We start from the raw sequence: 25364 nt of genomic DNA on the forward strand, positions 1-25364 counted from the left end.
AATGACTATGTTTCGATCACTGATACTTATCGTAGGACTGGTGTTCAGCTTCAATGCCATGGCTGAAAAAGTGGCAGCCCTCAGTGTGCAGCAGGCTCTTATGAACAGCAAAGCGGCTGAAGCCTATCGTGATAAACTGAGTTCAGAGTTTAGCAGTGAACAGAAACAGTTGTCAGACCTGAAAGCCCAGGTAAAAAAGATTCAGGATGAGATAAAAAAGGGCCAGGATACTCAGTCGAAAGAGGTGCAGGATCAACAGCGGGTACAGTTCCAGAAAGCCTATGGCGAATACCAGCGCCTGGGGCAGGCGCTGCAGCAGAAGCAGCGCCAGCGTGAAGAAGAGTTCCTGAAACAGATGCGACCGAAACTGGATGTTGTGATTCGCAGCCTGATAGAGTCTGGTGACTATGATATGATCGTCAGCAAAGAGGCTACTTTCTATGTCAAGCCAGAGCTGGATATTACCGCAAAGGTTGTAGAGCTGCTGGATAAGCAGTAAGCGGTCGATGGCTCATTCTCCTTTTACCGTATCGCAACTGGCCAGCCTGTTAGAGGCTGAGCCTGTCGATTCTGACCATCTGATAGAAGGCATAGGGACGCTGCAATCGGCAACAGAGCATCAGCTGTCATTTTTACATAGTGGTCGTTATCAGCATCAGCTATCTTCTTGCAGGGCTGGTGCTGTGCTGGTGCGGGCTGAACACCGTGACGATGTGACCGGTATTGCGCTGGTAGTTGCCGACCCATATATAGCCTATGCCAGAGCCACCGCGCTTTTTTGTGGCCTGTCAGAGACCGGCAGCGGAATTAGTCCTGCGGCGCAGATCAGTCCTACTGCGTTGCTGGGTGATCACCTGACCATCGGCGCAAATGTGGTTATCGCCGACGGTGCACAGATCGGCTCTGGAGTGACGATTGGTGCAAATAGTGTGATCGGTAGCAACTGCGTGATCGGAGAAAATACCCGTATTGCAGCCAATGTAACCCTCTATCATGAGGTCAGGCTAGGTGCGTCGTGTGTGATCCACAGTGGTGCAGTGATCGGAGCCGATGGATTTGGTTTTGCTAACAATAATGGTGAATGGATTAAGATTCATCAGTTGGGCAGTGTCCGGGTGGGTGACCGGGTCGAGATTGGTGCCGGCACAACAGTCGACCGGGGCGCGCTGGATGATACGGTGATTGGAGATGGCGTGATACTGGATAACCAGATACAGGTCGGTCACAACGTCAATATCGGTGATAATACGGCAATTGCCGCCTGCACCGCGATCGCAGGTAGCGCCCGGATAGGGAAAAATTGTACTATCGCTGGTGGTGTTGGCATTGCCGGGCATCTGACGATCGCTGATGGTACACATATCACGGCGATGACACTGGTCAGTAAATCTATATTGCAACCGGGTGTATTCTCTTCCGGGACGGTGATGGAACCCCATCAGCAATGGAAACGTAATGTGGTGAGATTTCGTCAGTTGGATGAACTGTCTCGTCGGGTTAAGTGTTTAGAAAATATTGTAAAGCAGCATACTGAAGGTCAGCCTGAATGATGATGGATGTAAAAGAGATCCGCAAATATTTACCTCACCGTTACCCTTTCCTCCTGGTAGACCGGGTGGTGGAGTTGGTACCTGGTGAATCGATCGTCGCTTATAAGAACGTTACCGTGAATGAAGACTTCTTTAATGGTCACTTCCCGGACCACCCGGTCATGCCGGGGGTGCTTATCGTTGAAGCGATGGCGCAGGCTGCCGGAATTCTCGGCTTTAAAACCATGGATAAAACCCCGCAGGATGGCTCGATATACTATTTTGTTGGTTCTGATAAGGTCCGTTTTAAGCGGCCGGTAGTGCCTGGAGACAGACTGCAGCTGGAAGCTACCATCGTTTCTGAAAAACGGGGTATCTGGAAATTTGATGTTCGTGCTACAGTTGATGGAGAGCTGGCAAGCTCAGCAACTATTCTTTGTGCAGATAGAAAGGTTTAAAGTTGATCCACTCCAGCGCCATTATAGATCCGTCGGCCCGGCTGGCCGATGATGTTGAGGTGGGCCCCTGGACCATTATCGGCCCCGATGTAGAGGTCGGTCCCGGGACTAAAATCCATTCTCACGTGGTTATCAAGGGACCGACGAAAATCGGTTCGCATAACCATATCTATCAGTTCGCCAGTATTGGTGAAGACTGCCAGGATAAAAAGTATAACGGTGAGCCAACAGAGCTGCTGATCGGGGATCATAACGTCTTCCGTGAAGGCTGTACTGTTCACCGGGGTACCATCCAGGACAATAGCATTACCGTGATTGGTAGCCATAATCTGTTTATGGCGAATGTTCACGTGGCTCACGACTGCGTTGTCGGTGACCAGAATATTCTGGCGAATAACTGTGCCCTGGCCGGGCATGTCCATTTGGGTGATTACATTATTCTGGGTGGTTTCACCGCGGTGCATCAGTTTTGTCTGATCGGTTCTCACAGTATGTGCGGTGCCGGCAGTGTGGTGCTGAAAGATATTCCTGCTTTTGTTATGTCTAATGGCAATAGCGCTCAGCCGCACGGTATTAATGCCGAAGGCCTGAGGCGACGTGGTTTCTCTGCCGAGGCTATTCAGAATATCAAGCGTGCTTATAAGATTATCTATCGTCAGGGGCTGAAGCTGGAGGAGGCGATTGCTCAGCTCGATCCTCTGGTGGCTGAAACACCAGAGCTTCAGCTGTTGTCGGACTCACTCAAAGCCTCCAGTCGGGGCATCATTCGCTAGGGTATGGCTACCCTGCGCATCGGTATCGTAGCAGGTGAGGCATCGGGAGATATTCTGGGTGCCGGGCTGCTGGCAGAACTGAAACAACGTTTTCCTGAGATTGAGATTGAGGGCATCGGTGGTGAGCTGATGCAGGCTGAGGGGTGTCACAGCCTTTATCCTATGGAAAAGTTGTCGGTGATGGGACTGGTTGAGGTGCTGGGTCGGTTGCGGGAGCTGCTAAGGATCCGCAGATCACTGGTGGCGCATTTTTCTCAGCAGCGTCCGGATATTTTTATCGGAATTGATGCCCCGGATTTTACCCTCAATCTTGAAGGCAAGTTGCGTCTTGCCGGTATTCCAACGGTCCATTATGTCAGCCCGTCGGTTTGGGCCTGGCGCAGTAAACGGGTATTTAAAATTCTCAAAACCACCGACCTGATGCTGACGCTGTTTCCGTTTGAAGCGAAGTTTTATCAGCAACATGCGATGCCCGTAGAGTTTGTCGGTCATCCTCTGGCAAATATGATCCCCCTTGAACCGGATCAGGCAAAGGCCAGAGCAGACCTGGGTCTGCCGTTTGAACAGCAGATTGTCGCGCTGATGCCTGGCAGTCGTGGTGGTGAGCTGAAATATCTGGCTGACCCCTTTCTGGATACGGCTCGCTGGTTACTGAAGCGCAACTCTGATCTTGTTTTTGTGATGCCGGCAGCTAATCAGCAGCGTTACGACCACCTCAGGGCGCTACTCGACCGCCGTTATAGTGATCTGCCGGTCAAGCTGGTGCTGAAACGTTCCCGTGAGGTGCTGACTGCCGCGGATGCGGTGCTGATCGCATCGGGCACCGCGACCCTTGAAGCGTTACTGCTGAAAAAGCCGATGGTGGTGGCTTACCGGATGGCCCCGGTCACCTATATGATTATCTCCCGTTTGCTCAGCAGCCAGTATATCTCTCTGCCTAATCTGCTGGCAGATGCGCCTCTGGTTCCTGAGATTCTACAGAATGATGTGCGCCCCGAAATACTGGGGCCTGCCATTGAACAGGCGTTGCTCGATAGCGAAGAACAGAGTGCGCTGAAACAGCATTTTTATGAGATTCACCTGCAACTGCGTCAGGATGCCAGTAAAAAGGCGGCCGATGCGATTGTCCGTTTGCTGCAATCCAGGGGGAGGCTGAGTGGAAAACCTGGGGTTTGATTTCTCTACCGGACGACTGGTCGCGGGCGTCGATGAGGTAGGGCGGGGACCACTGATTGGAAATGTGGTTGCCGCAGCGGTTATCCTTGACCCAGCCAGGCCTGTCGATGGCCTGACAGATTCCAAAAAGTTAAGCGAAAAGAAGCGAGAGCAGCTGTTTCCGCTGATTCAGGAGCGGGCGCTGGCCTGGTCGATTGCCTGGGCGACCCCAGCCGAGATCGATGAGCTGAACATCCTTCATGCCACGATGCTGGCGATGCAAAGGGCGGTCACTCAACTGAGCGTTGTGCCTGAGTTTGCCCTGATCGATGGTAATCGTTGTCCACCGGGTTTACCCTGTGCGTCGGAAGCGATTATCAAAGGTGATCTCAAAGAGCCAGCCATCAGCGCCGCATCGATTCTGGCTAAGGTTTACCGTGACCGGGAGATGGCAGAGCTGGATCAGCGTTACCCCGATTATGGTTTTGCCCGCCATAAGGGCTATCCGACCGCGCTGCATATGGAACGGTTGCGTCTGCTGGGCCCATTGCCGGAACACCGGCGCAGCTTCAGGCCCGTAGCAGAGTTGCTTTAACCCACAATTATCACTGAATAAATGAGCTGAAATGACAGACCCGGCATTTGTACATCTTCGACTGCACACTGAGTATTCACTGGTTGATGGGCTGGTGCGCATTAAAGAGCTGGTGAGTGTTGCGAAAGATCAGCAGATCCCCGCTATCGCCATCACCGATCAGGTAAACCTGTTTGCGCTGGTTAAATTCTTTAAAGCGACCACCGGGGCGGGAATAAAGCCGATTTTTGGCGCAGATATCTGGATCGAAAATGAGACCGATCCGGAGGCGACTCCCCACCGGATGACGCTGCTAGCCATGAATGAGAAAGGCTACCGCAATCTGATGGAGCTGATCTCCCTGGCCTATGAGAAAGGTCAGAATATTCAGCCTGAGCGGGCGTTACTGAAAAAGAGCTGGATCGTTGAGCGCGCCGAGGGACTGATCGCACTGTCGGGTGCAAAAGATGGTGAGGTGGGACGGGCGCTGGCGGACAACGATTCTGCCCGGGCTGTAGTGGAACAGTGGCAATCCATATTTCCAGATCGTTTCTACCTGGAAATTCAGCGTACCGGACGACCGGGTGATGAAAACTGTGTCCATGCTTCGGTCCAGCTGGCCCATGAGACGGGTTGCCCACTGGTTGCCACCAATGAGGTGATGTTCCTCAAGCCGGAGGATTTTGAAGCACATGAAGTACGGGTGTGTATCAACCAGGGGCGAACTCTGGAAGACCCTCACCGGCCAAAATACTACAGCGAACAGCAGTATCTGCGCACCCCCGAAGAGATGACTGAGTTGTTCAGTGATATCCCCTCTGCGATTACCAACACCGTAGAGATCGCCAAACGCTGTAATGTAGAACTGGATCTGGGCACCTACTATCTGCCGAAATATCCCATCCCGGATGGGATGACCATGGATCAGTTTTTTGCCGATGTCTCCTGGAAGGGGCTGGAAGAGCGTCTGGATATTTTGTTGGATAAAAATGATCCGGATTATGCTGAGAAGCGCAGACCATACGAAGAACGGCTGAGATTTGAGCTGGATATTATCACCCAGATGGGTTTCCCCGGTTACTTCCTGATCGTTATGGACTTTATCCAGTGGGGTAAGGATAACGGCGTGCCGGTGGGGCCTGGCCGGGGTTCGGGTGCCGGCTCTCTGGTCGCCTATGCGCAGAAGATTACCGACCTTGATCCATTGGAATACGACCTGCTGTTCGAACGTTTCCTCAACCCGGAACGGGTATCGATGCCCGACTTCGATATCGACTTCTGTATGGATAACCGTGACCGGGTTATCGACTATGTGGCTGAAACTTATGGTCGGGATGCGGTATCCCAGATCGTCACTTTCGGTACCATGGCGGCTAAGGCGGTGGTACGGGATGTTGCCCGGGTGCAGGGTAAAGCCTTTGGCCTGGCCGACCGCCTGTCCAAGCTGATCCCCTTTGAGGTGGGTATTACCCTGAGCCGGGCGATGGTGGAAGAGCCTCTGATGAAGGAGTTTGTCGACTCCAGTGAAGAGGCTCAGGAGATCATGGAGATGGCCCTCAAGCTGGAGGGCCTGACCCGTAACGTGGGTAAACACGCCGGTGGTGTGGTGATTGCCCCGACTAAACTGACCGATTTCTCGGCCACCTACTGTGATGAGTTTGGTCACGGCCTGGTGACTCAGTTTGATAAGAGCGATGTGGAGGAAGCCGGTCTGGTTAAGTTCGACTTCCTCGGCCTGCGAACTCTGACAATCGTCGACTGGGCGGTGAAAACCATCGACCGGATCCGCGCCAGGAATGGTGAAGAGCCTCTCGATATTGCGTTGATCGATCTGGAGGACCGAGCCACCTTTAATCTGCTGCAATCCGCAGAAACCACCGCAGTATTCCAGCTGGAATCCAGTGGTATGAAGGATCTGGTGCGGCGTCTGAAACCGGACCGCTTTGAAGATATTGTCGCGCTGGTGGCGCTGTTCCGACCTGGCCCGCTGCAGTCGGGCATGGTGGACGACTTTATCTTGCGTAAGCATGGACAGGCTGAGCTGGCCTATCCTCACGCCGATTATCAGCTGGATATTCTGCAACCGGTACTGGAACCGACCTACGGTATCATCCTGTATCAGGAACAGGTCATGCAGATCGCACAGGTGATGGCAGGTTATACCCTCGGTGGCGCGGATATGCTGCGTCGGGCGATGGGTAAGAAAAAGCCCGAAGAGATGGCCAAGCAGCGGGCGGTATTCCTCGATGGTTGTGAAACCAATGGTATCGACCGGGACCTGGCAGGCAACATCTTTGACCTGGTAGAGAAGTTCGCTGGCTACGGTTTCAACAAATCTCACTCCGCCGCCTATGCACTGGTTTCCTATCAGACCGCCTGGCTGAAAGCACACTACCCTGCGCCATTCATGGCCGCGGTTCTCTCCTCTGATATGCAGAACACCGATAAGGTGGTGATCTTCATCGAAGAGTGTCGCACCATGAAGCTGCCGTTGGTGTTGCCGGATGTTAACTGGGGCGAGTACATGTTCACCGTGAATGATAAGGGTGAGATTGTATACGGTCTGGGGGCGATTAAAGGGGTCGGTGAAGGCCCGATTGAAGCAATTGTCGAGGCGCGTAATCAGGGTGGACATTTCAAGGATATCTTTGATTTTTGTAAGCGTGTTGGTAGTAAAAAGCTCAATAAGAGGGTGCTGGAAGCGTTAGTCCGCTCGGGTGCACTGGATCATCTGGGGCCGGATCGTGCCCAGCTGTGGGCCTCCATCGGTGAAGCGCTGAAAGCGGCGGATCAGTCCGAGCGTAATCAGAGCGCGGGGATGTTTGACCTGTTCGGTGAGGTTGAGGCCGAGCAGCCCCGGGATCCCTATGCAGAATATATGAAGCTTCGGAACTGGACCGATAAGGAGCGTCTGCAGGGTGAAAAAGATACCCTGGGGCTCTATGTAACCGGGCATCCGATCGATGAGTATGAGTCTGAGTTACCTAACTTCATCTCCCGGCGGATCGTGGAGCTGGTGCCCCAGCGGGGTCAGCAACAAAAAATGCTGGGCCTGGTGGTGGACGTGCGGGTTAAGAAAACCAAAAAAGGGGACTCACTCTGTTTTGTCACGCTGGATGACCGCACCTCAAGAATAGAGGTCTCGCTGTTTGGTGAGGCGTATGACGAATACCGCACCATGCTTAACAAGGATGCGATACTGCTGATCGAAGGTGAGATCACCATCGATAGTTATTCCGGCACCGATAAGCTCAAGGTGCGGGGTAATAAGGTTGTTGATATAACCCAGTGCCGCGCCCGGTATGGTCGTCAGATTGAGATCGACTGCGATAGCTCGCAGTTGAAAGAGCGGCCTTTAAAATCCTTTGGTGAGCTGCTTCAGGCCCATAAAGGTGATGTGAATATGCCGGTGGCGTTGCGTTACAGCAGCGATAATGCCTCTGCAACGCTCTGTCTTGGTGAGGCGTGGCAGGTGAAACCCAGTGACGAGTTGTTGCTCAAGCTTAAAGACCAGTTTGGCGGAGATGCGGTCAGAATTCGCTACTGATCAGGGTGGTTCTTAGTCTCTACACAGGGTAGAATTAGGCCAATTTTTATCGTCGGCTGATCTTTAGTTGCCACTGCGTCCCGGCCGGAACGAAGCAAACTTACGGAATATCAATACATGAATCCCAACTATCTGGATTTCGAACAGCCAATTGCAGACCTGGAAGCCAAGATTGAAGAGCTGCGTCTGGTTGGCGATGACAATGAACTGAACATTGAGGAAGAGATCTCAAAGTTGCAGGCAAAAAGCCGCACGCTGACTAAATCTTTGTTCAGCGACCTGAGTGAATGGCAGATCTCCCAGATCGCTCGTCACCCTCAGCGTCCTTACACTCTGGATTACGTTAAGCTGATTTTCGACGAATTTGAAGAGATCCATGGTGACCGTCATTTTGCAGATGACCGGGCTCTGGTGGGTGGTATTGCGCGTCTGGAAGGGCGTCCGGTGATGGTGATTGGCCATCAGAAAGGCCGTGAAGTGAAGGAAAAGGTGCGTCGCAACTTCGGCATGCCGCGTCCTGAGGGCTATCGTAAAGCGCTGCGTCTGATGGAGATGGCCGAACGTTTTAAGATGCCGATCCTTACCTTTATTGATACCCCTGGAGCTTATCCCGGTATCGATGCTGAGGAGCGGGGTCAGTCTGAAGCGATCGCATTCAACCTGGCGGCAATGTCCCGACTGAATACGCCGATTGTTGCTACTGTGGTAGGCGAAGGCGGTTCCGGTGGAGCCCTGGCGATCGGCGTCTGCGATGAGTTGATGATGCTGCAATACTCCACCTACTCTGTTATCTCTCCGGAAGGCTGTGCATCTATTCTGTGGAAAAGCGCTGATAAGGCGCCCGATGCTGCCCGGGCGATGGGTCTGACCTCGGATCGTCTGCACGCGCTGGGTCTGGTGGATCAGATTGTTGATGAGCCTCTGGGTGGTGCTCACCGGGATCACGCGCTGATGGCGGCTAACCTCAAGAAGCATCTGTTGGAGACACTGGAGCGGTTGTCAGATATTGAGCAGGACGATTTGCTGGAACGACGCTACCAGCGACTTATGTCCTACGGCATTAGCCAGTAACACAGCAACCGCCGGCGACACCGGCGGTTTTTTTTGCCTGTCAGCCATGAGCCAGGGCAATGATAGAAAACCGATATGAAAGATCTTCAGTCCTACTTTGATCAGCAGCTTAAAGACCGGCGCAGCAGGGTAACCCGCTGGGTGGTTGGCCTGAGTGGTGGGCTGGACTCGGTGGTGCTGCTCCATCTGGCGGCCAGGTCGTTGCCCGCTGAGCAACTGCTGGTGGTTAATATTGATCACCAGTTGCAGTCTCAGTCAGCGCAATGGAGTGACTTTTGTGGGCGTCTGGCCGGCTCGCTGAAGCTTTCTTTTGTCAGTCATAAAGTGGTTGTTGATGAGGGCTCCAGTCTGGAACAGGCTGCCCGTAATGCCCGTTATCAGCTATTCGGGCAGTTGCTGCAACCCGGTGATTGTCTGTTGCTGGCCCACCATCTGGATGACCAGACGGAAACCATGCTGTTCCGGTTACTTCGGGGTGCCGGGGTGCGAGGGCTGGCCGGTATCCCCGATAGCCGCAGGCTGGGGCAGGCTGAGCTTTACCGACCGCTATTGAGCATCACCCGGCAGCAGTTACACAGCTGGGCCCAGGCGCAACAGCTGCAGTGGGTTGATGACCCCAGCAATAACGATCTTCGCTACGACCGCAACTACCTCAGGCATAAGGTGTTGCCTTTGTTGCAGGCCCGCTGGCCCGGTTTTTCCCGTCGCTGGGCGGATACTGCGGGGTATCTCCGAGATGCTGAGCAGCTGCACAGGGATCTGGCAGAGATTGATCTGCATAGTGTCGGTTCTGGTGACGGCCTGGAGTGTCAGGCGCTGCTGGATCTGAGCAGACCGCGAAGAGCAAATCTGCTGCGTTTCTGGTGTCTCAGGGCTGGTGTCTCCATCGGCGAGCGGCAGGTAAAGAGTGTTCTGCAGCTGATTGCAGCGGCGGATGACCGCCAGCCGGTTGTTCAACTGGGGGCGTTTCAGGTGCGGCGCTATCAGGGCGTTATTGTTCTGCAACCGGAGCAGGTCGACATCGAATGGGGCAACTGGCCACTCAGTGAAGAGGGCGTGCAGACCGCTCAGGGAACGCTGCAAGTGGTTCGCAGTGTCGCCCCGGGCGGGTTAAAAAGTCTGACCGGTGTGACCCTGCGCAACCGTTCTGATGGGGATCGTTGCAGGCCCGTCGGGCGGGGTGGTTCATGCAGTTTGAAAAAATTATTTCAGGAGCATCATATTCCTGCCTGGCAGCGAAGCTCATGGCCGGTATGTGTGGTTGACGATGAGATTGTCGCGTTGCCGGGAATCTGCATCTGTGAGGGCTGGCAAAGTGAAAAAAAAGGCAGCGGTTTTGCACTCAAATGGCTGCCAACTGCATTGTCTGCACGGGGTGATTCTGATACCCTGTAGCCCCATCTTTAGTAGCTGTTTTCGGAACAGCTCGACTCACTTTTCACGACCAGATACAGGTTCCTCATGACGCGATATATTTTCGTCACAGGTGGTGTTGTTTCCTCATTAGGGAAAGGCATCGCATCCGCATCACTCGCAGCTATCCTTGAGGCCCGGGGGCTGAAAGTCACCATGCTTAAACTGGATCCGTACATTAACGTTGATCCGGGGACAATGAGCCCAATCCAGCATGGTGAGGTATTTGTTACCGAAGATGGTGCAGAAACCGACCTGGACCTGGGGCACTACGAGCGCTTTATCCGCACCACCATGTCCAAGCGTAACAACTTTACTGCCGGGCGTGTCTATCAGCATGTGCTGCGTAAAGAGCGTCGCGGTGACTATCTCGGCGGTACCGTTCAGGTGATTCCGCATATTACCGATGAGATCAAGCGCCGGGTACTCGAAGGTGCCGGTGATGCCGATATCGCACTGGTTGAGATCGGTGGCACCGTGGGCGATATTGAATCGCTGCCATTTATGGAAGCGGTGCGACAGCTGAAAGTTGAGCTGGGTGCCCGCCGGGCGATGTTTATGCATCTGACACTGGTGCCTTATATCGCCACTGCCGGTGAGATTAAGACTAAACCTTCCCAGCACTCGGTAAAAGAGCTGCGCTCTATCGGTATTCAGCCTGATATTCTGGTGTGCCGCTCTGACTTTGCGCTGCCAGTGTCCTCGCGTCGTAAACTTTCCCTGTTTACCAACGTTGAAGAACGGGCAGTTATCTCGTTGCCGGATGCTGACTGTATCTACAAGATTCCAAGAATGCTTAGCGAGCAGAAACTGGATCAGATCGTCATCGAGCAGTTTAACCTGGATTGCCCGCCTGCCGATCTGACCGAGTGGGACCGGGTGTCCGATGCTAAACTGAACCCTCATCGTGAAGTGACCATTGCGATGGTGGGTAAGTATATGGAGTTGCTGGACGCCTATAAATCGCTGATCGAAGCGATCTCCCATGCCGGTATTGCACTGCGTACCAAAGTCAATATCAAGTATATCGACTCAGAGCAGATCGAGCGCGATGGTATTGGCCTGCTGGAAGATGTCTCCGCCATTCTGGTGCCTGGCGGTTTTGGCGAGCGTGGTGTTGAGGGCAAAATTGCCGCCGTTAAATTCGCCCGGGAAAACAAGGTGCCCTATCTGGGGATCTGTCTGGGCATGCAGGTGGCGGTTATCGAATATGCCCGCCACGTTGCCGGTATCACCGATGCCAGCAGTACTGAGTTTGATGCCAATGCGGCCTCTCCGCTGGTGGGTCTGATCACCGAATGGATGACCGAAGAGGGTGCCAGAGAGATTCGTGGTTATACCGATGATCTGGGCGGTACTATGCGCCTTGGGGCGCAGGTCTGTACCCTCAAAGAGGGCACCCGGGCTTATCAGGCCTATGGGGCAACCGAGATCAAAGAGCGCCATCGTCATCGTTATGAAGTTAACAACAACTATGTTCCTCAGCTTGAAGAAGCGGGGCTGATTATCTCAGGCCGCTCTGTTGATGGAGAGCTGGTTGAGGTTGTGGAGGCACCGGATCATCCGTGGTTTGTGGCCTGTCAGTTCCACCCTGAGTTTACCTCTACCCCAAGGGATGGCCATGGATTGTTTACAGGCTTTATTGAAGCCTCCCTGGCCTATCAGGACCTTGAGAAATAAAGAATAGAAATAATTATTGGAGTTTAGCCAATGGCACAGATTGCTGACATTAAAGCCCGTGAAGTTCTCGATTCCCGTGGTAACCCAACCGTTGAAGCCGATGTTATTCTGGACTCTGGTGTAATCGGTTCTGCCTGCGCACCGTCCGGTGCCTCTACCGGGTCCCGTGAAGCCCTTGAGTTGCGTGATGGTGATAAGAGCCGCTATCTGGGGAAAGGTGTGCTGAAGGCAGTTGCTGCTGTGAACGGTGTTATCCGTGAAGCACTGACCGGTATGGATGTCACCGATCAGCGTGCTCTGGATAACCGGATGCTGGAACTGGACGGCACCGAGAACAAAGAAAAGTTGGGTGCTAATGCTATCCTGGCGGTGTCTCTGGCAGCAGCCAAGGCCGCAGCCGTTGTTAAAGGCGTTCCACTGTACGCTCATATTGCTGACATTAACGGTACAGCGGGTCAGTACTCACTGCCGGTACCGATGATGAATATCCTCAATGGCGGTGAGCATGCGGATAACAACGTTGATATCCAGGAGTTCATGGTTCAGCCCGTTAACTTTACTAAGTTCTCCGATGGTCTGCGTTGTGGCGCTGAGATCTTTCACTCACTGAAAGCGGTTCTGAAAGGCCGCGGTCTGAGTACAGCGGTGGGTGATGAAGGTGGTTTTGCACCGAACCTGGCGTCTAATGAAGAAGCGCTGGTGGTGATCAAAGAAGCGATCTCCAATGCGGGATACGAGCTGGGTAAAGATGTTACCCTGGCGCTCGACTGTGCGGCGTCTGAATTCTATAAAGATGGCAAGTATGACCTGTCCGGTGAAGGCAAAGTATTCGATGCCGAAGGCTTCAGTGACTATCTGGCAGCACTGACAGAGAACTACCCGATCGTTTCCATTGAGGATGGCCTGGATGAGTCCGACTGGGATGGCTGGGCATACCTGACTAAGAAGATCGGTGATAAGGTTCAGTTGGTGGGGGACGATCTTTTCGTTACCAATACCAGGATTCTCAGCCGCGGTATCGAGCAGAGCATCGGTAACTCTATCCTGATCAAGTTTAACCAGATCGGATCTCTGTCTGAGACCCTGGATGCGATCAAGATGGCCAAGGATGCTGGCTTCACAGCAGTGATCTCTCATCGTTCAGGTGAAACTGAAGATACTACGATTGCTGATCTGGCTGTTGGTACTGCTGCAGGTCAGATTAAGACCGGTTCCCTGTGTCGTTCCGATCGTGTAGCTAAATATAACCGTCTGCTGCGCATCGAAGAGGAACTGGGTGAAAACGCGGTTTACAACGGTTTGTCTGAAATTAAAGGTCAGGGTTAATTTTTAACTGATCTGTGAAATACTAAGGGGGCTTAACGCCCCCTTTTTTGACTATATAAAGAGTAAGAGTGCTGTCGGACTGTGTTTCGCCTGAGTTTATTTCGTTCGATTATGTTGTTGCTGCTGATCTGCCTGATCGGGCTGCAGTACCGGCTGTGGTTTGGCGAAGCGAACCTGGGGGAAGTGCAGGCGTTACAGCAGGAGATCGAGCGGCAACGGGCGGAAAATGATCTTCTGGTGAGTCGTAACCATCAGTTAGATGCTGAGGTCCAGGATCTCAAGCAGGGACTGGAGGCACTGGAAGAGCGGGCCCGAAATCAGCTGGGCATGGTGAAAGAAGACGAATCCTTCTTTCAGTTGGTTCCGGCGTTGCCAGGTAAGCCACCGGCCGATAGCGGTCAGTAACGGAAATCCTAGCGTTAATGAACTTTCCAAACGAGTTAAACTATCTCTACGGTGAGCCTGCCAATCGTGCGGTTATCCGAACTGAAGCCGATGATTTCAGGGTGACAGAAGATCTCTCTTTTGAGCCTGAAGGCAGCGGCGATCATGTGTTTCTCTATATCCGCAAAACCGGTGAAAATACTGACTGGGTAGCCCGGCAACTGGCGCACTTTTGCCAGGTAAGTCCTAAAGAGGTTGGCTACGCCGGTAAAAAAGATCGCCATGCGGTGACCGAACAATGGTTTAGTGTTCATCTGCCGGGGCGTGCTCCGCTGACCTGGTCGCTGTTTGAAACCGAGACGATTAAGGTGCTTAAAGCGGTTAAGCATACCCGTAAGTTGCGGCTGGGGAGTCTTAACGGTAACCGGTTTGAGATCCGTCTGCGTCAGGTCAGTGAACCGGCGGAACTGCTCCGTCGGGCGGAACAGATCCGGGCGGGTGTGCCCAACTATTTTGGTGAACAGCGATTCGGACACCATCAGGGAAACCTGCACAAGGGGGCGCTGCTGATAGCCGGGAAGCTGAAAGAGCGTCAGCGACACAAAAAAGGGCTGTATATCTCGGCGGTGCGTTCCTATATGTTTAATCAGTTGGTGTCTCAGCGCATCGCTCAGTCGCTCTTTTCGCAACCGATGCCCGGTGATGTGCTGATGATCAATGGCAGTCAGAGTTGTTTTCCCTTTGATCCACAGGATGACACTATCCTGAGCCGTCTGCAATCTGCTGACTTGCACCTGACAGCAGCGATGTGGGGCCGTGGTCGCTCAATCTGTACCGCAGAAGCGGCTGCCTGGGAGATCGCGCAGTTAACGCCCTGGCAGGAACAACTGGAGGGACTGGAGCGGCTGGGGCTGAACCAGGAACGCCGTTCAACCCGGCTGATGCCGGCGAATCTGACCATTGAACAGGAGGCTGATGATCAGTTTGTCCTGGCCTTTAATCTGCCCGCCGGCAGCTTTGCCACCAGTGTGCTGCGGGAGCTGGCACAGGTGTCATCTGCATCAGGGCAACCGGAACCGGAGTCTGAGTGATGAGATTATTACTCTCCAATGACGATGGGGTGTATGCCCCGGGCCTGGAAGCACTGGCACGTATTCTTGCTCAGGACTCAGAATTGGCGGTGGTCGCACCGGATCGTAATCGCAGCGGAGCCAGCAACTCATTGACGCTGGATCGTCCCCTCGAAGCACACCACCATCAGAACGGTTTTATCGGTATCAATGGTACTCCGACCGATTGTGTGCATCTGGGCATTGGCGGTATCTATCATGAACCCCCCGATATGGTGATCTCGGGCATTAACTGCGGCTCGAATCTGGGTGATGATGTGCTTTATTCGGGCACGGTCGCAGCAGCCATGGAGGGGCGTCATCTGCATCTGCCGCCGATTGCGGTTTCCCTGGCGGGCAGTAATCCGGTGAACTATGACACGGCTGCCGAAGTGGTGCGTCAACTGGTCCGGGACATTCAGGGACTGGTGCTGGCCCCCCGAACTGTGTTGAATGTTAATGTGCCGGATCTGCCACTGGATCAGCTCAAAGGGGTTCATGTCACCCGTCTGGGGCATCGGGTGGTGGCCGATGCGCCGGTCGAATCGATCGATCCCCGTGGTACGAAGCGCTTCTGGATCGCAGGTGCGGGGGTGGCGGCAGACTGTGGTCCGGGCACCGATTTTTATGCGGTGAAGTCCGGCTATGTTTCAATTACCCCGTTGAATGTCGATATGACGCAGTATTCAGGAATGGATAATCTAAGTAACTGGCTTGAGGATTTAGAGTGAATAAGTTGCAGTTGCAGGGGATTGGGATGACCTCCCAGCGGACCCGCAGCAGGCTGGTGCAGCGGCTGAAAGAGCAGGGGATCAATGATCAGCAGGTGCTCGATATTATGGGCAACACCCCCCGGCATATTTTTATCGATGAGGCACTCTCCCATCGTGCCTATGAAGATACCGCACTGCCTATCGGTTTTAACCAGACGATCTCGCAGCCCTATATTGTGGCCCGCATGACAGAAATTCTGATGGCCGAAGGCCCTCTGGAAAAAGTGCTCGAGGTGGGTACCGGGTCTGGGTATCAGACTACCGTGCTGGCACAACTGGTTGATAAGGTGTTCAGTGTCGAACGGATTAAACCGTTACAGGAAAGGGCTCGACAGCGTTTTGCTCTGCTCAAAATCCGTAATGTCTCCCTGAGGCACAGTGATGGCGGCATGGGTTGGGCTGATCGCGGCCCATTTGATGGCATTATGGTGACTGCGGCGCCGGAGGAGGTGCCGCCAGAGCTGCTGGCACAGCTATCCGTGGGAGGCCGCTTAGTGATTCCGGTGGGTGGCACGCAAAATCAGCAACTAAAGCTGGTTATCCGGGTCACAGACACTGAGTATGAAACAACGGTACTTGAAGGGGTTAAGTTTGTGCCCCTGTTAAGCGGAACGATACGCTGAACTGATGGATGTAACGGAATATTAAATGAATACAACGCGTACAACCCGGGAGTATCTTGGGCTGTTTTTTAAGGGTGTCATGATGGGGGCTGCGGATGTGGTCCCTGGCGTGTCTGGTGGTACCATCGCTTTTATAACCGGTATCTATGAAGAACTGATCAACACTATCAAGAGTTTTAATCTGGGAGCGGTCCGGGTGCTGTTTCAGCGTGGTCCTGTGGCGTTCTGGAAGCAGGTAAATGGCAGCTTTCTGTTGGTCCTGCTGGCGGGTATTATTACCAGTATTGTTACGATTGCCGGAGCGGTGCTGTTCCTGCTGGCCCACTATCCGATTCTGCTATGGGCATTCTTTTTTGGCCTGATTCTGGCCTCGGTATGGTTGGTGATGAGTCATATTGAGCGGTGGGATATGAATCTGATCTCCAGCTTTATCATCGGTTCGATTGTGGCCTATATCATAACCAGCATCGCCCCTGTCAGTGTTGAGCCTACGGCCCTGATGGTGTTTCTATCCGGCGCTGTTGCTATCTGTGCAATGATCCTGCCCGGTATCTCTGGTAGCTTTATCCTCTTGTTGCTGGGGATGTATGCCCATATTCTGGCGGCCGTGAAAGGCGCTGATTTTCAACTGATCGGCCTGTTTGTGGCCGGTTGTGTGGTTGGCATCATGAGCTTTTCCCGATTGCTCAGCTGGATGTTCAGCCACCACAGACAGGTGACCCTGGCGTTGCTGGCGGGCTTTATGTTCGGCTCGCTGAATAAAGTCTGGCCCTGGAAATACACCCTGTCATATTCAATCAATCGTCATGGGGAGCAGGTTCCATTGTTGCAGGATAATGTGCTTCCCTGGAACTTTGAAAGCATCACCGGGCAGTCCGCTTTTATGTTCTGGGCGCTTGGGTTAACCCTGATGGGTATTGTTATTGTCGTGGCTATGGAGCGTTATCAGGCCGCTAAGGAATAGACTATGGTGAGAGCAGTTGCAGATATTCTCTCAGCTCCAGCACTGTTTGCTGTGGTGCTGATGCTGTCTGCCTGCAGCTCAACCAGCCTCTACACCCCGGTGGATGAACGTTCAATCAGTGGCCGTCATCCGGTTAAGGTGGTCAGCAGCCAGACGCGTCCCGGTCAATATCGGGTGCGCCGGGGAGATACGCTCTATTCCATCGCGTTCCGCTATGGTCTTGATTTCAGACAGCTGGCCCGCACTAACGGTATCAGTGATCGCTATGAGATCTTCCCGGGTCAGCTCCTCGAACTGAAAGAGACCCCTCCAGATAAAAAGGGACCGCGCCAGGTGGTCGCTGTTGCTCAACCTGCATCCTCTGCGACCCCTGTAAAATCTGCCCGGCCGGTTAAAGCGGTCGTAGCGCAAAAAAAGGTTTCGCCACCCGCGCCAGTGGCACAGAAAACCAGACCTAAAGCCGCCCCTGTGGTTGTGAAAAAAATGGTTGAACCGGTCGCAGACCGGGCATTGAAGTGGCGCTGGCCGGCATCAGGCAAGATTATTGACCGATTCAGTAATAAAGGCACGATCAATAAAGGGATCAACTTTGCTGGCAGTAAAGGGGAACCGGTGTTCGCTGCTGAATCGGGCAAAGTGGTGTATGCCGGTAGTGGCTTATTAGGCTATGGCAATCTTGTCATTATTCATCATAATCAGAAATTTCTGAGTGCATATGCGCATAACAGTCGCATTCTGGTGAAAGAAAATGATAAGGTAAAAATAGGTGACAAAATTGCTGAAATTGGTAATAGTGGAGCCGCCCGAACAATGCTGCATTTTGAGATCCGCAGGGATGGACAGCCTGTGGATCCAATGATGTATCTGCCGCGTAAAAGATGAATATATAACAATTATCACTATGCAGTAACTGATAAAAGATTATAAAACAACAGGTTACTCGGGAATGAAAAATGGGAAATGTTGAAAATAATGATCAGGATCTGGATACGGTGTCTGTCGATATAGACGATGCGGAGACCGATCTTGATGATGTTGCCGACGACGAGCCAGAGTTTCTCAACAGTGGACGGGGCAAGGGAAGTATGGCCCATAATGACCTGCTGAATGCTAAAACACTGGATGCAACACAGTTATATCTGAATGAGATAGGTTTCTCACCGCTACTGACCGCGGAAGAGGAAGTGTACTTCTCCCGTCGGGCGCTGAAGGGTGATGAAGCCTCGCGCAAGCGGATGATTGAGAGTAATCTCCGGCTGGTGGTGAAAATTGCCCGCCGCTATATCAATCGTGGTCTGACACTGCTGGATCTGATCGAAGAGGGGAACCTCGGTCTGATCAGGGCGGTTGAAAAGTTTGACCCGGAAAGAGGATTTCGTTTCTCAACCTATGCCACCTGGTGGATCAGACAAACCATAGAACGGGCGATTATGAATCAGACCCGCACCATCCGTTTGCCTATCCATGTGGTGAAAGAGCTGAATGTTTATCTGCGCGCTGCCCGTGAACTGGCGCAGAAGCTTGATCATGAGCCAACCGTCGATGAGATAGCCGCCGCCGTTGATAAGCCGGTTGAAAATGTCGAAAAGATGTTTGGTCTGAATGAACGCGTCAGCTCTATCGACGTACCGGTGGGTAAAGACTCCGATAAGATGTTGCTGGATACGATTGCCGACGAGGAGTCATCTGACCCGGAAACACTGCTGCAAAAATCAAACATCAGTGGTAATCTGGAAGGCTGGCTCAGCATGCTGCCGGAGAAACATGCTGAGGTGCTGTCACGGCGCTTCGGGCTGCGGGGCTATGAGATGAGCACGCTGGAAGAGGTGGGTAAAGAGATCGGCCTGACTCGCGAGCGGGTACGCCAGATACAGGTTGAAGCGCTGCGTAAGCTGCGTGAAATCGTTGAGCGAAACGGTCTGAGCGGAGAAGATCTGCTGAAAGGCTGAACGTCAGCGTAAAGAAAAAACGGGCGATGAGCCCGTTTTTTTTTGTCTGTGTTACCTCTGGTTGGCGGTTTAGCTGCGCTCCGCCGCCTTTTTCAGACTGTAGATCAGATCCAGTGCCTCACGGGGGGTCAGGTTGTCCGGTTCCAGTGTTTGCAACTGCACCAGCGCAGGGTGGGGCCGTGGCGCGACAAACAGATCATCCTGTACCGGCGGTGGTTGACGCCGCTGCTCCGTCTGACCTGTATCCTCTTCCAGCTGGATCAGTTTCTGCCGTGCCCGGCTGATGACATTAGCCGGCACACCTGCCAGTTGGGCAACCTGTAAACCATAGCTCTGACTCGCCGGCCCCTCCTGAACCTCATGCATAAAGACGATATGGTCCTGATGTTCCATAGCGGTAAGATGCACATTGAAAACGCCCTGACAGAGTTCTGGCAGTACTGTTAATTCAAAATAGTGGGTGGCAAACAGGGTCATCGCCTTCACTTCATTGGCCAGGTATTCCGCCGCTGACCAGGCCAGGGATAAGCCATCAAAGGTGCTGGTTCCGCGACCGACCTCATCCATCAGCACCAGGCTTTGTTCGGTGGCGTTATGTAGAATATTGGCTGTTTCAGTCATCTCAACCATAAAAGTCGAGCGACCGCCGGCCAGATCATCGGACGACCCCATACGGGTAAATATCCGGTCAACCAGGCCGATGGTGGCACTCTGGGCGGGCACATAACTACCGATATGAGCCAGCAGTGTAATCAGGGCGGCCTGACGCATATAGGTGGATTTACCGCCCATGTTAGGGCCGGTGATAATCAGCATCTGCCGTTCGGGGGACAGCTTCAGATCGTTGGCAACGAACGGATCATCCAATACATCTTCTACTACCGGGTGGCGCCCGCCAGCGATCTGAATCTGCGGTTCATCGGCCAGGGTTGGTGCGACATAGTCCAGACTGTCGGCACGTTCGGCAAGGTTGCACAGAACATCCAGCTCTGCCAGCGCCGCAGCGCTGTCCTGCAGCTGGGCCAGTTGCTCCGCAAGCGTCTCAACCAAGGATTCATAGAGGGCTTTTTCGCGGGTCAGTGCCCGGCTTTTCGCACTCAGAGCCTTGTCCTCAAACTCTTTCAGTTCCGGGGTAATATAACGCTCTGCATTTTTCAGGGTCTGACGACGGATATAGTCAGCAGGCACTTCGGCTTTCTGTGCTTTGCCTATCTCGATAAAGTAGCCGTGCACCCGGTTATAACCGACTTTAAGGGTTGGAATGCCGGTGCGCTCCCGCTCGCGGGTTTCCAGTTGCACCAGATAATCGCCAGCGTTTTCACTGAGACCGCGTAACTCGTCCAGTTCCGCATCGTAACCTGTGGCGATCACTCCGCCATCACGGATAACCACGGGAGGGTTCTCAATGACTGCCCGATTCAGCAGGTCACAAAGATCCGGAAAAGTGCCGGCAGTTTGCGCCAGGGTTTTGAGCAGTGCGGGTTGTGTTGCGGCCAGATAGTCCTGCAGTTCCGGCAGCACCTGAAACGCGCTCTTCAAGCGCTCGAGGTCCCGGGGGCGGGCAGAACGCAGGGCAACCCGGGCTAACACCCGTTCGATATCACCAATCTGTTTTAGCGCAGGGGATAGTTGCTCGAAGCGATAGTCACTGATCAGCCATTGCAGTGCTGCCTGGCGGGATTGCAGAGTATTACGGCAACGCAGAGGTCGGTTCAGCCAGCGTCTGAGCATCCGGCTGCCCATCGGGGTGGCGGTTTTATCGATCACTGCGGCCAGGGTGTTTTCCCGTCCACCTGCCAGATTGATATCGATCTCCAGGTTTTTACGGGTTGCGGCATCGAGAATCACGCTTTCGTCCCGCTGTTCCAGCAGCAAACGGCGAATATGAGGTAGTGCAGTGCGCTGTGTCTCTTTTGCGTATTGCAGCAGGCAGCCTGCAGCGCCCAGAGCCACCGGCAGATGATCGCAGCCAAAGCCGGTCAGGTCCTTGGTCTGAAACTGCTGGCACAAGAGTCGTTCGGCTGTTTCCAGTTCAAAGTTCCAGGGGGCCTGAGGGCGCAATCCCTTGTAAGATTGCAGTGGCTGAGCCAGGTTGTGACCATCATTGAACAGAATCTCAGCGGGCTTGATGCGTTCAAGCTCACCATGCAGTGCTTCTTCACCGGCCACCTCAAGCAAACTGAAACGCCCGGTGCTGATATCGACAATCGCAATACCGTAGCGCTGCAGATCGGTATTGACCGCAATCAGCAGGCTATCGCGCCGCTCATCCAGCAGCGCTTCATCACTCAGGGTGCCCGGTGTAACGATGCGCATCACCTTACGTTCGACCGGACCTTTGCTGGTGGCCGGATCACCCACCTGCTCACAGATCGCAACGGACTCCCCCGCCCGGACAATTTTTGCAATATAACCATCCGCGGAATGATAAGGGATCCCCGCCATGGGAATAGGCTCCCCGGCAGACTTCCCCCTGGCCGTTAAGGAAATATCTAATAGCTGAGACGCTTTCTTTGCATCCTCAAAAAACAGCTCATAGAAATCTCCCATCCGATAGAACACCAACTGATCCGGATGTTCAGCCTTGATCTTGAGGTATTGCTGCATCATGGGGGTGTGTTGCGAAGAGGAAGCTGTATCGATTTTTTTTTGCATTGGACGTCTGTTTTTTTGGGTGGTTTAAGCGTTTTTTAAAGGGGAGCTCCATATCTTACTGAAACATACCTGAGGTCATGCTGCTGGCTTGCTGTATCGGAGTGTTGAGTTAGTCTGTCATCATGGAAAATTTAAGCCCCTAAGTTAGTGACATAGTGTATCAAAAATACCAGTAAATGCTGTTAGACTTGGAAGTAATTTATCAGTGATCAGAACTGCCTGATTTTTGGTCGGTAGAGTAACGCGGCTGCGATGTCTGTTGCTGTATGATGGCAGTGAATGGTTTTTTTTAAGAACTGTGGCTAAAGGAATAGAGTAAGTCTCTTGAAAAATGTCGACAACGAGCAGGATAAGTGAACCGGCTGTCAATATATTGTATGATCGGCGAGAAATGAAAATGCCTGCGTTGAGCAGAGTGAAGTGTAAAGACAACTCCTGTTGGTTGTAGACTAGCCGGGAAATGGTCTATGAAGCTAAGGGTTGCTAGATGGGTATAATAATTATTTAATGTGCTTTTAATGAATAGTTTGATTTTTTGTAAATTGTTTTTGGAAAATTATCTAATAAATAATGTCTTAATATAAATTTTTTAGAGTTATATGTTTTATGAAAAGCATGGATGAGAGTTCGATTGAAGAAAATAGTGTTCAAGAAAAAAAAATAGATCATTTGTTAGGGCATATTGATCTGTTTGAAAATGGTGTTGTAAGCGGTTGGAGTATTAATACTGAAAATACTTCAAGTCCTTTATCTGTTCATATTGTTTGTGGTGATCGGATCATTGGATCAGGTATTGCGAATATCTATCGTGCAGACCTTGAAAAAGCCGGATACGGATCAGGTAAGCATGGTTTTCAGATAGATGTGGCAGATGAGTGGGCTATTGATGAAAAAGAGGTAGGCCTGTTAATTGTTGATGCAGAAAGCGGTCAGCCGGTGACTAAAGATGCGAAAGTTTTTTCTCTGAATGGAGAGCGGATTTTCGCAAAAATTCTGGGTGAAGAGCATGGACATATTGTTATTCAGTTACAGTCCCGCAACCCTATAGGAAAGAAAGAGGTTACCCTCTTTAATGAAGATAAATTAATTAACCATAGGTTAATTGAAACAAATCAGAGTGTTTTAGAGGTGCGCCTGCCAATTCCTTTGAGCTTGCAGGATGGGCGACCTAAACTTTATAAAGTTGGCATGACCGGTGTTCCCTATCTTTTGGGAACCGAGGTGGTCACCAGTCATCCAATTCAGACACCCTGGCAATACCTCAAAGAAAGTTTTAATAAGCCCGGTTTTTTGTCGATGCCCCAGCAGGCAGATAGCCGATATGAATCGTTGCACTTTCAACTTGAGGCAATGAGTGAAAGCTCAATTCAAAATACGGTAGAGAACCTGCTAACTACTCATAAAGTGGTGGTTGAAGGCTATGAAAAAAGAGACCAGTATCCCGCATTCAGCCTGCCTGAATGTGATACCCCCTCCGTATCTATTATCGTTCCTGCCTACAATAAATTTGAGCTTACCTATCACTGCATCGCTTCGATAGCTCTAGCGTACAATAAAACCACTTATGAAGTCATTCTGGCCGATGATTGCTCAACGGATAAAACATCCGAAGCAGAGGCGATCATCAAAAACCTGATTGTTTCCCGGAATCCAGAAAATTTACGCTTCCTTAAAAGTTGTAACCGTGCCAGTGCAAAAGCACGTGGCAAGTACATTATTTTCCTGAACAATGATACCGAGGTTACCTCTTTCTGGATCGATGAACTGGTCAGTAAAATGGAACAGGATACGACCATCGGTATGACAGGTTCGAAATTATTGAACCTGGATGGCACATTACAAGAGGCCGGGGGGATTATCTGGGAAAATGGGCAGCCATGGAATGTTGGGCGTAACGAAAACCCTATGACACCTGAGTTCAACTACGCCAGGGAGGTCGATTACCTGACCGGTGCCGCAATGTGTATTCGCAGCAGTGTATGGCACAAAGTAGGCTTGTTCAGCGAAGAGCTCGTGCCCTGTTACTACGAAGATACCGATCTTGCTTTTAAAGTGAGAGAAGAGGGGTATAAAACGGTCTACACCCCCCATTCCGTTGTGGTTCACTTTGAAGGGCAAAGTCATGGTACTGATGTCACAAAGGGGCTGAAACGCTATCAGGTGATCAATGAAAAAACGTTCCGCCAGAAGTGGTTTAAGGCATTTCGAAACAATGGGACACCCGGTTTAGAAAATTTAAAAATTGAAAAGGACAGGAATGTCGATCAGCGTATTCTTGTGATTGATTATGCGTCCCCAATGCCAAATAAAGATGCGGGTAGTTATGCTGCTATTCAGGAGATGAAACTGATTCAGTCGCTTGGCTTTAAAGTTACTTTTGTTCCGGCCAACTTGGCTCATTTTGGTAAATATACCCTTGAGCTGCAGAAAATGGGGGTTGAAGTACTTTATGCTCCATTTTATGCCAGCGTCAATCATGTACTTGAAACACGTCTGCAGGAGATGGATGCGGTCTATATCACCCGCTATCATATCGCGAAAGACTATATCTCCTATATCCGCGAAAATTCCCGGGCAAAAATTATTTTCAATAACGCTGATTTACATTTTTTACGGGAGATGCGGGCGGCATTAAAAGGTGAGAAAGATCAGTTGCTGTTAGAAAAAGTGCTGAACACGCGTGAACAGGAGTTGTCTGTATGTCGACAAGTGGATGCAATTCTATGCTATAACTCGACAGAACATGCAGTAATTACCAGTCATATATTAGAAGCTGACAAGCTTCACATTACACCCTGGGTTCTTGAAGAGAAGCCAAAAGGTCCCGAGTTTAATGATCGTAATGGTATCGCCTTTTTGGGAGGTTTTAATCATACCCCTAATGGAGAAGCTGTAGATTATCTTGTGGATGAAATTATGCCTCTGTTAGGAAAGCAGCGTCCTGATATAACGCTCTATGTCTATGGCAGTAATATGCCCGAGGCCTATAAAGAGATGGAAACTGAAAATATCAAAATGCTTGGGTTTGCTGAGTCTTTAGATGGTGTTTTCCACGATCATCGGGTGTTTATTGCGCCACTGCTTTCCGGTGCTGGCATTAAGGGCAAAGTGCTGGAATCCATGGCATATGGTCTGCCTTCAGTATTAACTGAAGTGGCTGCCGAGGGAACGGGGCTGACTCATGGGATCAGTACACTGATCGCCCAAGAGCCGCAAGAGTGGGTTGATGCAATCATCAGGCTATATGACGATGAGGTCTTATGGAATAAGTTCGCAGAAAATAGTCAAACACTTGTAACCGAAAAGTATTCGTTTGAGCGCGGTAAAAAAGTGTTCAGGAATATCTTCTCTAGTGTTGGAATTTATTCTATTAAATGAATT

20 protein-coding genes are annotated in these 25364 nt (G+C 51.8%); 19 read left to right on the forward strand and 1 reads right to left on the reverse strand.

What is annotated here, in order from left to right:
* The first annotated feature begins 7 nt into the window (after positions 1 to 7).
* The 18 genes from OCU43_RS02660 (at position 8) to rpoS (ending at position 19328) form a co-directional block, all read left to right on the forward strand.
* On the forward strand, positions 8 to 499 hold the full coding sequence (locus OCU43_RS02660; RefSeq protein ID WP_091360608.1) for an OmpH/Skp family outer membrane protein: 492 nt from the start codon (positions 8 to 10) through the stop codon (positions 497 to 499).
* Positions 500 to 506: 7 nt separating this feature from the next.
* Positions 507 to 1550: a UDP-3-O-(3-hydroxymyristoyl)glucosamine N-acyltransferase gene (lpxD, locus tag OCU43_RS02665; protein WP_091360606.1), complete on the forward strand. Its 1044-nt coding sequence runs from the start codon at positions 507 to 509 to the stop codon at positions 1548 to 1550.
* Entirely contained in the window at positions 1547 to 1987 is a 441-nt protein-coding gene (gene fabZ, locus OCU43_RS02670) for a 3-hydroxyacyl-ACP dehydratase FabZ (protein WP_205209916.1), read from the forward strand. The genes lpxD and fabZ overlap by 4 nt, the downstream gene beginning before the upstream one ends.
* A 2-nt stretch (positions 1988 to 1989) precedes the next feature.
* Positions 1990 to 2760, forward strand: coding sequence for an acyl-ACP--UDP-N-acetylglucosamine O-acyltransferase (gene lpxA, locus OCU43_RS02675; RefSeq protein WP_091360604.1), 771 nt, complete (start codon positions 1990 to 1992; stop codon positions 2758 to 2760).
* Positions 2761 to 2763: 3 nt separating this feature from the next.
* On the forward strand, positions 2764 to 3936 hold the full coding sequence (gene lpxB, locus OCU43_RS02680) for a lipid-A-disaccharide synthase (protein ID WP_091360602.1): 1173 nt from the start codon (positions 2764 to 2766) through the stop codon (positions 3934 to 3936).
* Positions 3917 to 4510: a ribonuclease HII gene (gene rnhB, locus OCU43_RS02685; RefSeq protein ID WP_091360601.1), complete on the forward strand. Its 594-nt coding sequence runs from the start codon at positions 3917 to 3919 to the stop codon at positions 4508 to 4510. Before lpxB ends, rnhB begins: the two co-directional genes overlap by 20 nt.
* Positions 4511 to 4541: 31 nt before the next feature.
* Positions 4542 to 8036, forward strand: a complete 3495-nt coding sequence (dnaE, locus tag OCU43_RS02690; protein WP_091360599.1) for a DNA polymerase III subunit alpha — start codon at positions 4542 to 4544, stop codon at positions 8034 to 8036.
* 117 nt (positions 8037 to 8153) lie between these two features.
* Entirely contained in the window at positions 8154 to 9107 is a 954-nt protein-coding gene (gene accA / locus OCU43_RS02695; RefSeq protein WP_091360597.1) for an acetyl-CoA carboxylase carboxyl transferase subunit alpha, read from the forward strand.
* Positions 9108 to 9182: 75 nt separating this feature from the next.
* Positions 9183 to 10502, forward strand: a complete 1320-nt coding sequence (gene tilS, locus OCU43_RS02700; RefSeq protein WP_091360596.1) for a tRNA lysidine(34) synthetase TilS — start codon at positions 9183 to 9185, stop codon at positions 10500 to 10502.
* Between the two features lie 66 nt (positions 10503 to 10568).
* Positions 10569 to 12200, forward strand: a complete 1632-nt coding sequence (gene pyrG, locus OCU43_RS02705) for a CTP synthase (protein WP_091360594.1) — start codon at positions 10569 to 10571, stop codon at positions 12198 to 12200.
* Positions 12201 to 12230: 30 nt separating this feature from the next.
* On the forward strand, positions 12231 to 13526 hold the full coding sequence (gene eno, locus OCU43_RS02710; RefSeq protein WP_091360593.1) for a phosphopyruvate hydratase: 1296 nt from the start codon (positions 12231 to 12233) through the stop codon (positions 13524 to 13526).
* A gap of 81 nt (positions 13527 to 13607) precedes the next feature.
* A complete protein-coding gene (gene ftsB / locus OCU43_RS02715) occupies positions 13608 to 13931 on the forward strand; it encodes a cell division protein FtsB (RefSeq protein WP_425424964.1) in 324 nt (107 codons plus the stop codon).
* Between the two features lie 17 nt (positions 13932 to 13948).
* On the forward strand, positions 13949 to 15001 hold the full coding sequence (gene truD / locus OCU43_RS02720) for a tRNA pseudouridine(13) synthase TruD (protein ID WP_091360589.1): 1053 nt from the start codon (positions 13949 to 13951) through the stop codon (positions 14999 to 15001).
* A complete protein-coding gene (gene surE / locus OCU43_RS02725) occupies positions 15001 to 15750 on the forward strand; it encodes a 5'/3'-nucleotidase SurE (protein ID WP_091360587.1) in 750 nt (249 codons plus the stop codon). The genes truD and surE overlap by 1 nt, the downstream gene beginning before the upstream one ends.
* Positions 15747 to 16415, forward strand: a complete 669-nt coding sequence (locus OCU43_RS02730) for a protein-L-isoaspartate(D-aspartate) O-methyltransferase (protein WP_091360585.1) — start codon at positions 15747 to 15749, stop codon at positions 16413 to 16415. The genes surE and OCU43_RS02730 overlap by 4 nt, the downstream gene beginning before the upstream one ends.
* Positions 16416 to 16440: 25 nt before the next feature.
* On the forward strand, positions 16441 to 17379 hold the full coding sequence (locus OCU43_RS02735; protein WP_091360583.1) for a polyprenyl-phosphate transporter: 939 nt from the start codon (positions 16441 to 16443) through the stop codon (positions 17377 to 17379).
* Positions 17380 to 17382: 3 nt separating this feature from the next.
* A complete protein-coding gene (locus OCU43_RS02740; protein WP_091360581.1) occupies positions 17383 to 18261 on the forward strand; it encodes a peptidoglycan DD-metalloendopeptidase family protein in 879 nt (292 codons plus the stop codon).
* Positions 18262 to 18332: 71 nt separating this feature from the next.
* Positions 18333 to 19328, forward strand: coding sequence for an RNA polymerase sigma factor RpoS (gene rpoS, locus OCU43_RS02745; RefSeq protein WP_091360579.1), 996 nt, complete (start codon positions 18333 to 18335; stop codon positions 19326 to 19328).
* Positions 19329 to 19397: 69 nt separating this feature from the next.
* Here the strand turns inward: rpoS and mutS are convergent, their stop codons facing one another.
* Entirely contained in the window at positions 19398 to 21983 is a 2586-nt protein-coding gene (gene mutS / locus OCU43_RS02750; protein ID WP_091360578.1) for a DNA mismatch repair protein MutS, read from the reverse strand.
* A 606-nt stretch (positions 21984 to 22589) separates the two neighbouring features.
* Between mutS and OCU43_RS02755 the strand changes: the two genes are divergently transcribed.
* Positions 22590 to 25361 (forward strand): glycosyltransferase, encoded by a 2772-nt coding sequence (locus tag OCU43_RS02755; RefSeq protein WP_245756618.1) that lies wholly within the window; start codon positions 22590 to 22592, stop codon positions 25359 to 25361.
* Positions 25362 to 25364: the final 3 nt, after the last annotated feature.

Origin of the sequence: Amphritea atlantica, from assembly GCF_024347255.1 — a bacterium.
Classification (GTDB): Bacteria; Pseudomonadota; Gammaproteobacteria; order Pseudomonadales; family Balneatricaceae; genus Amphritea; species Amphritea atlantica.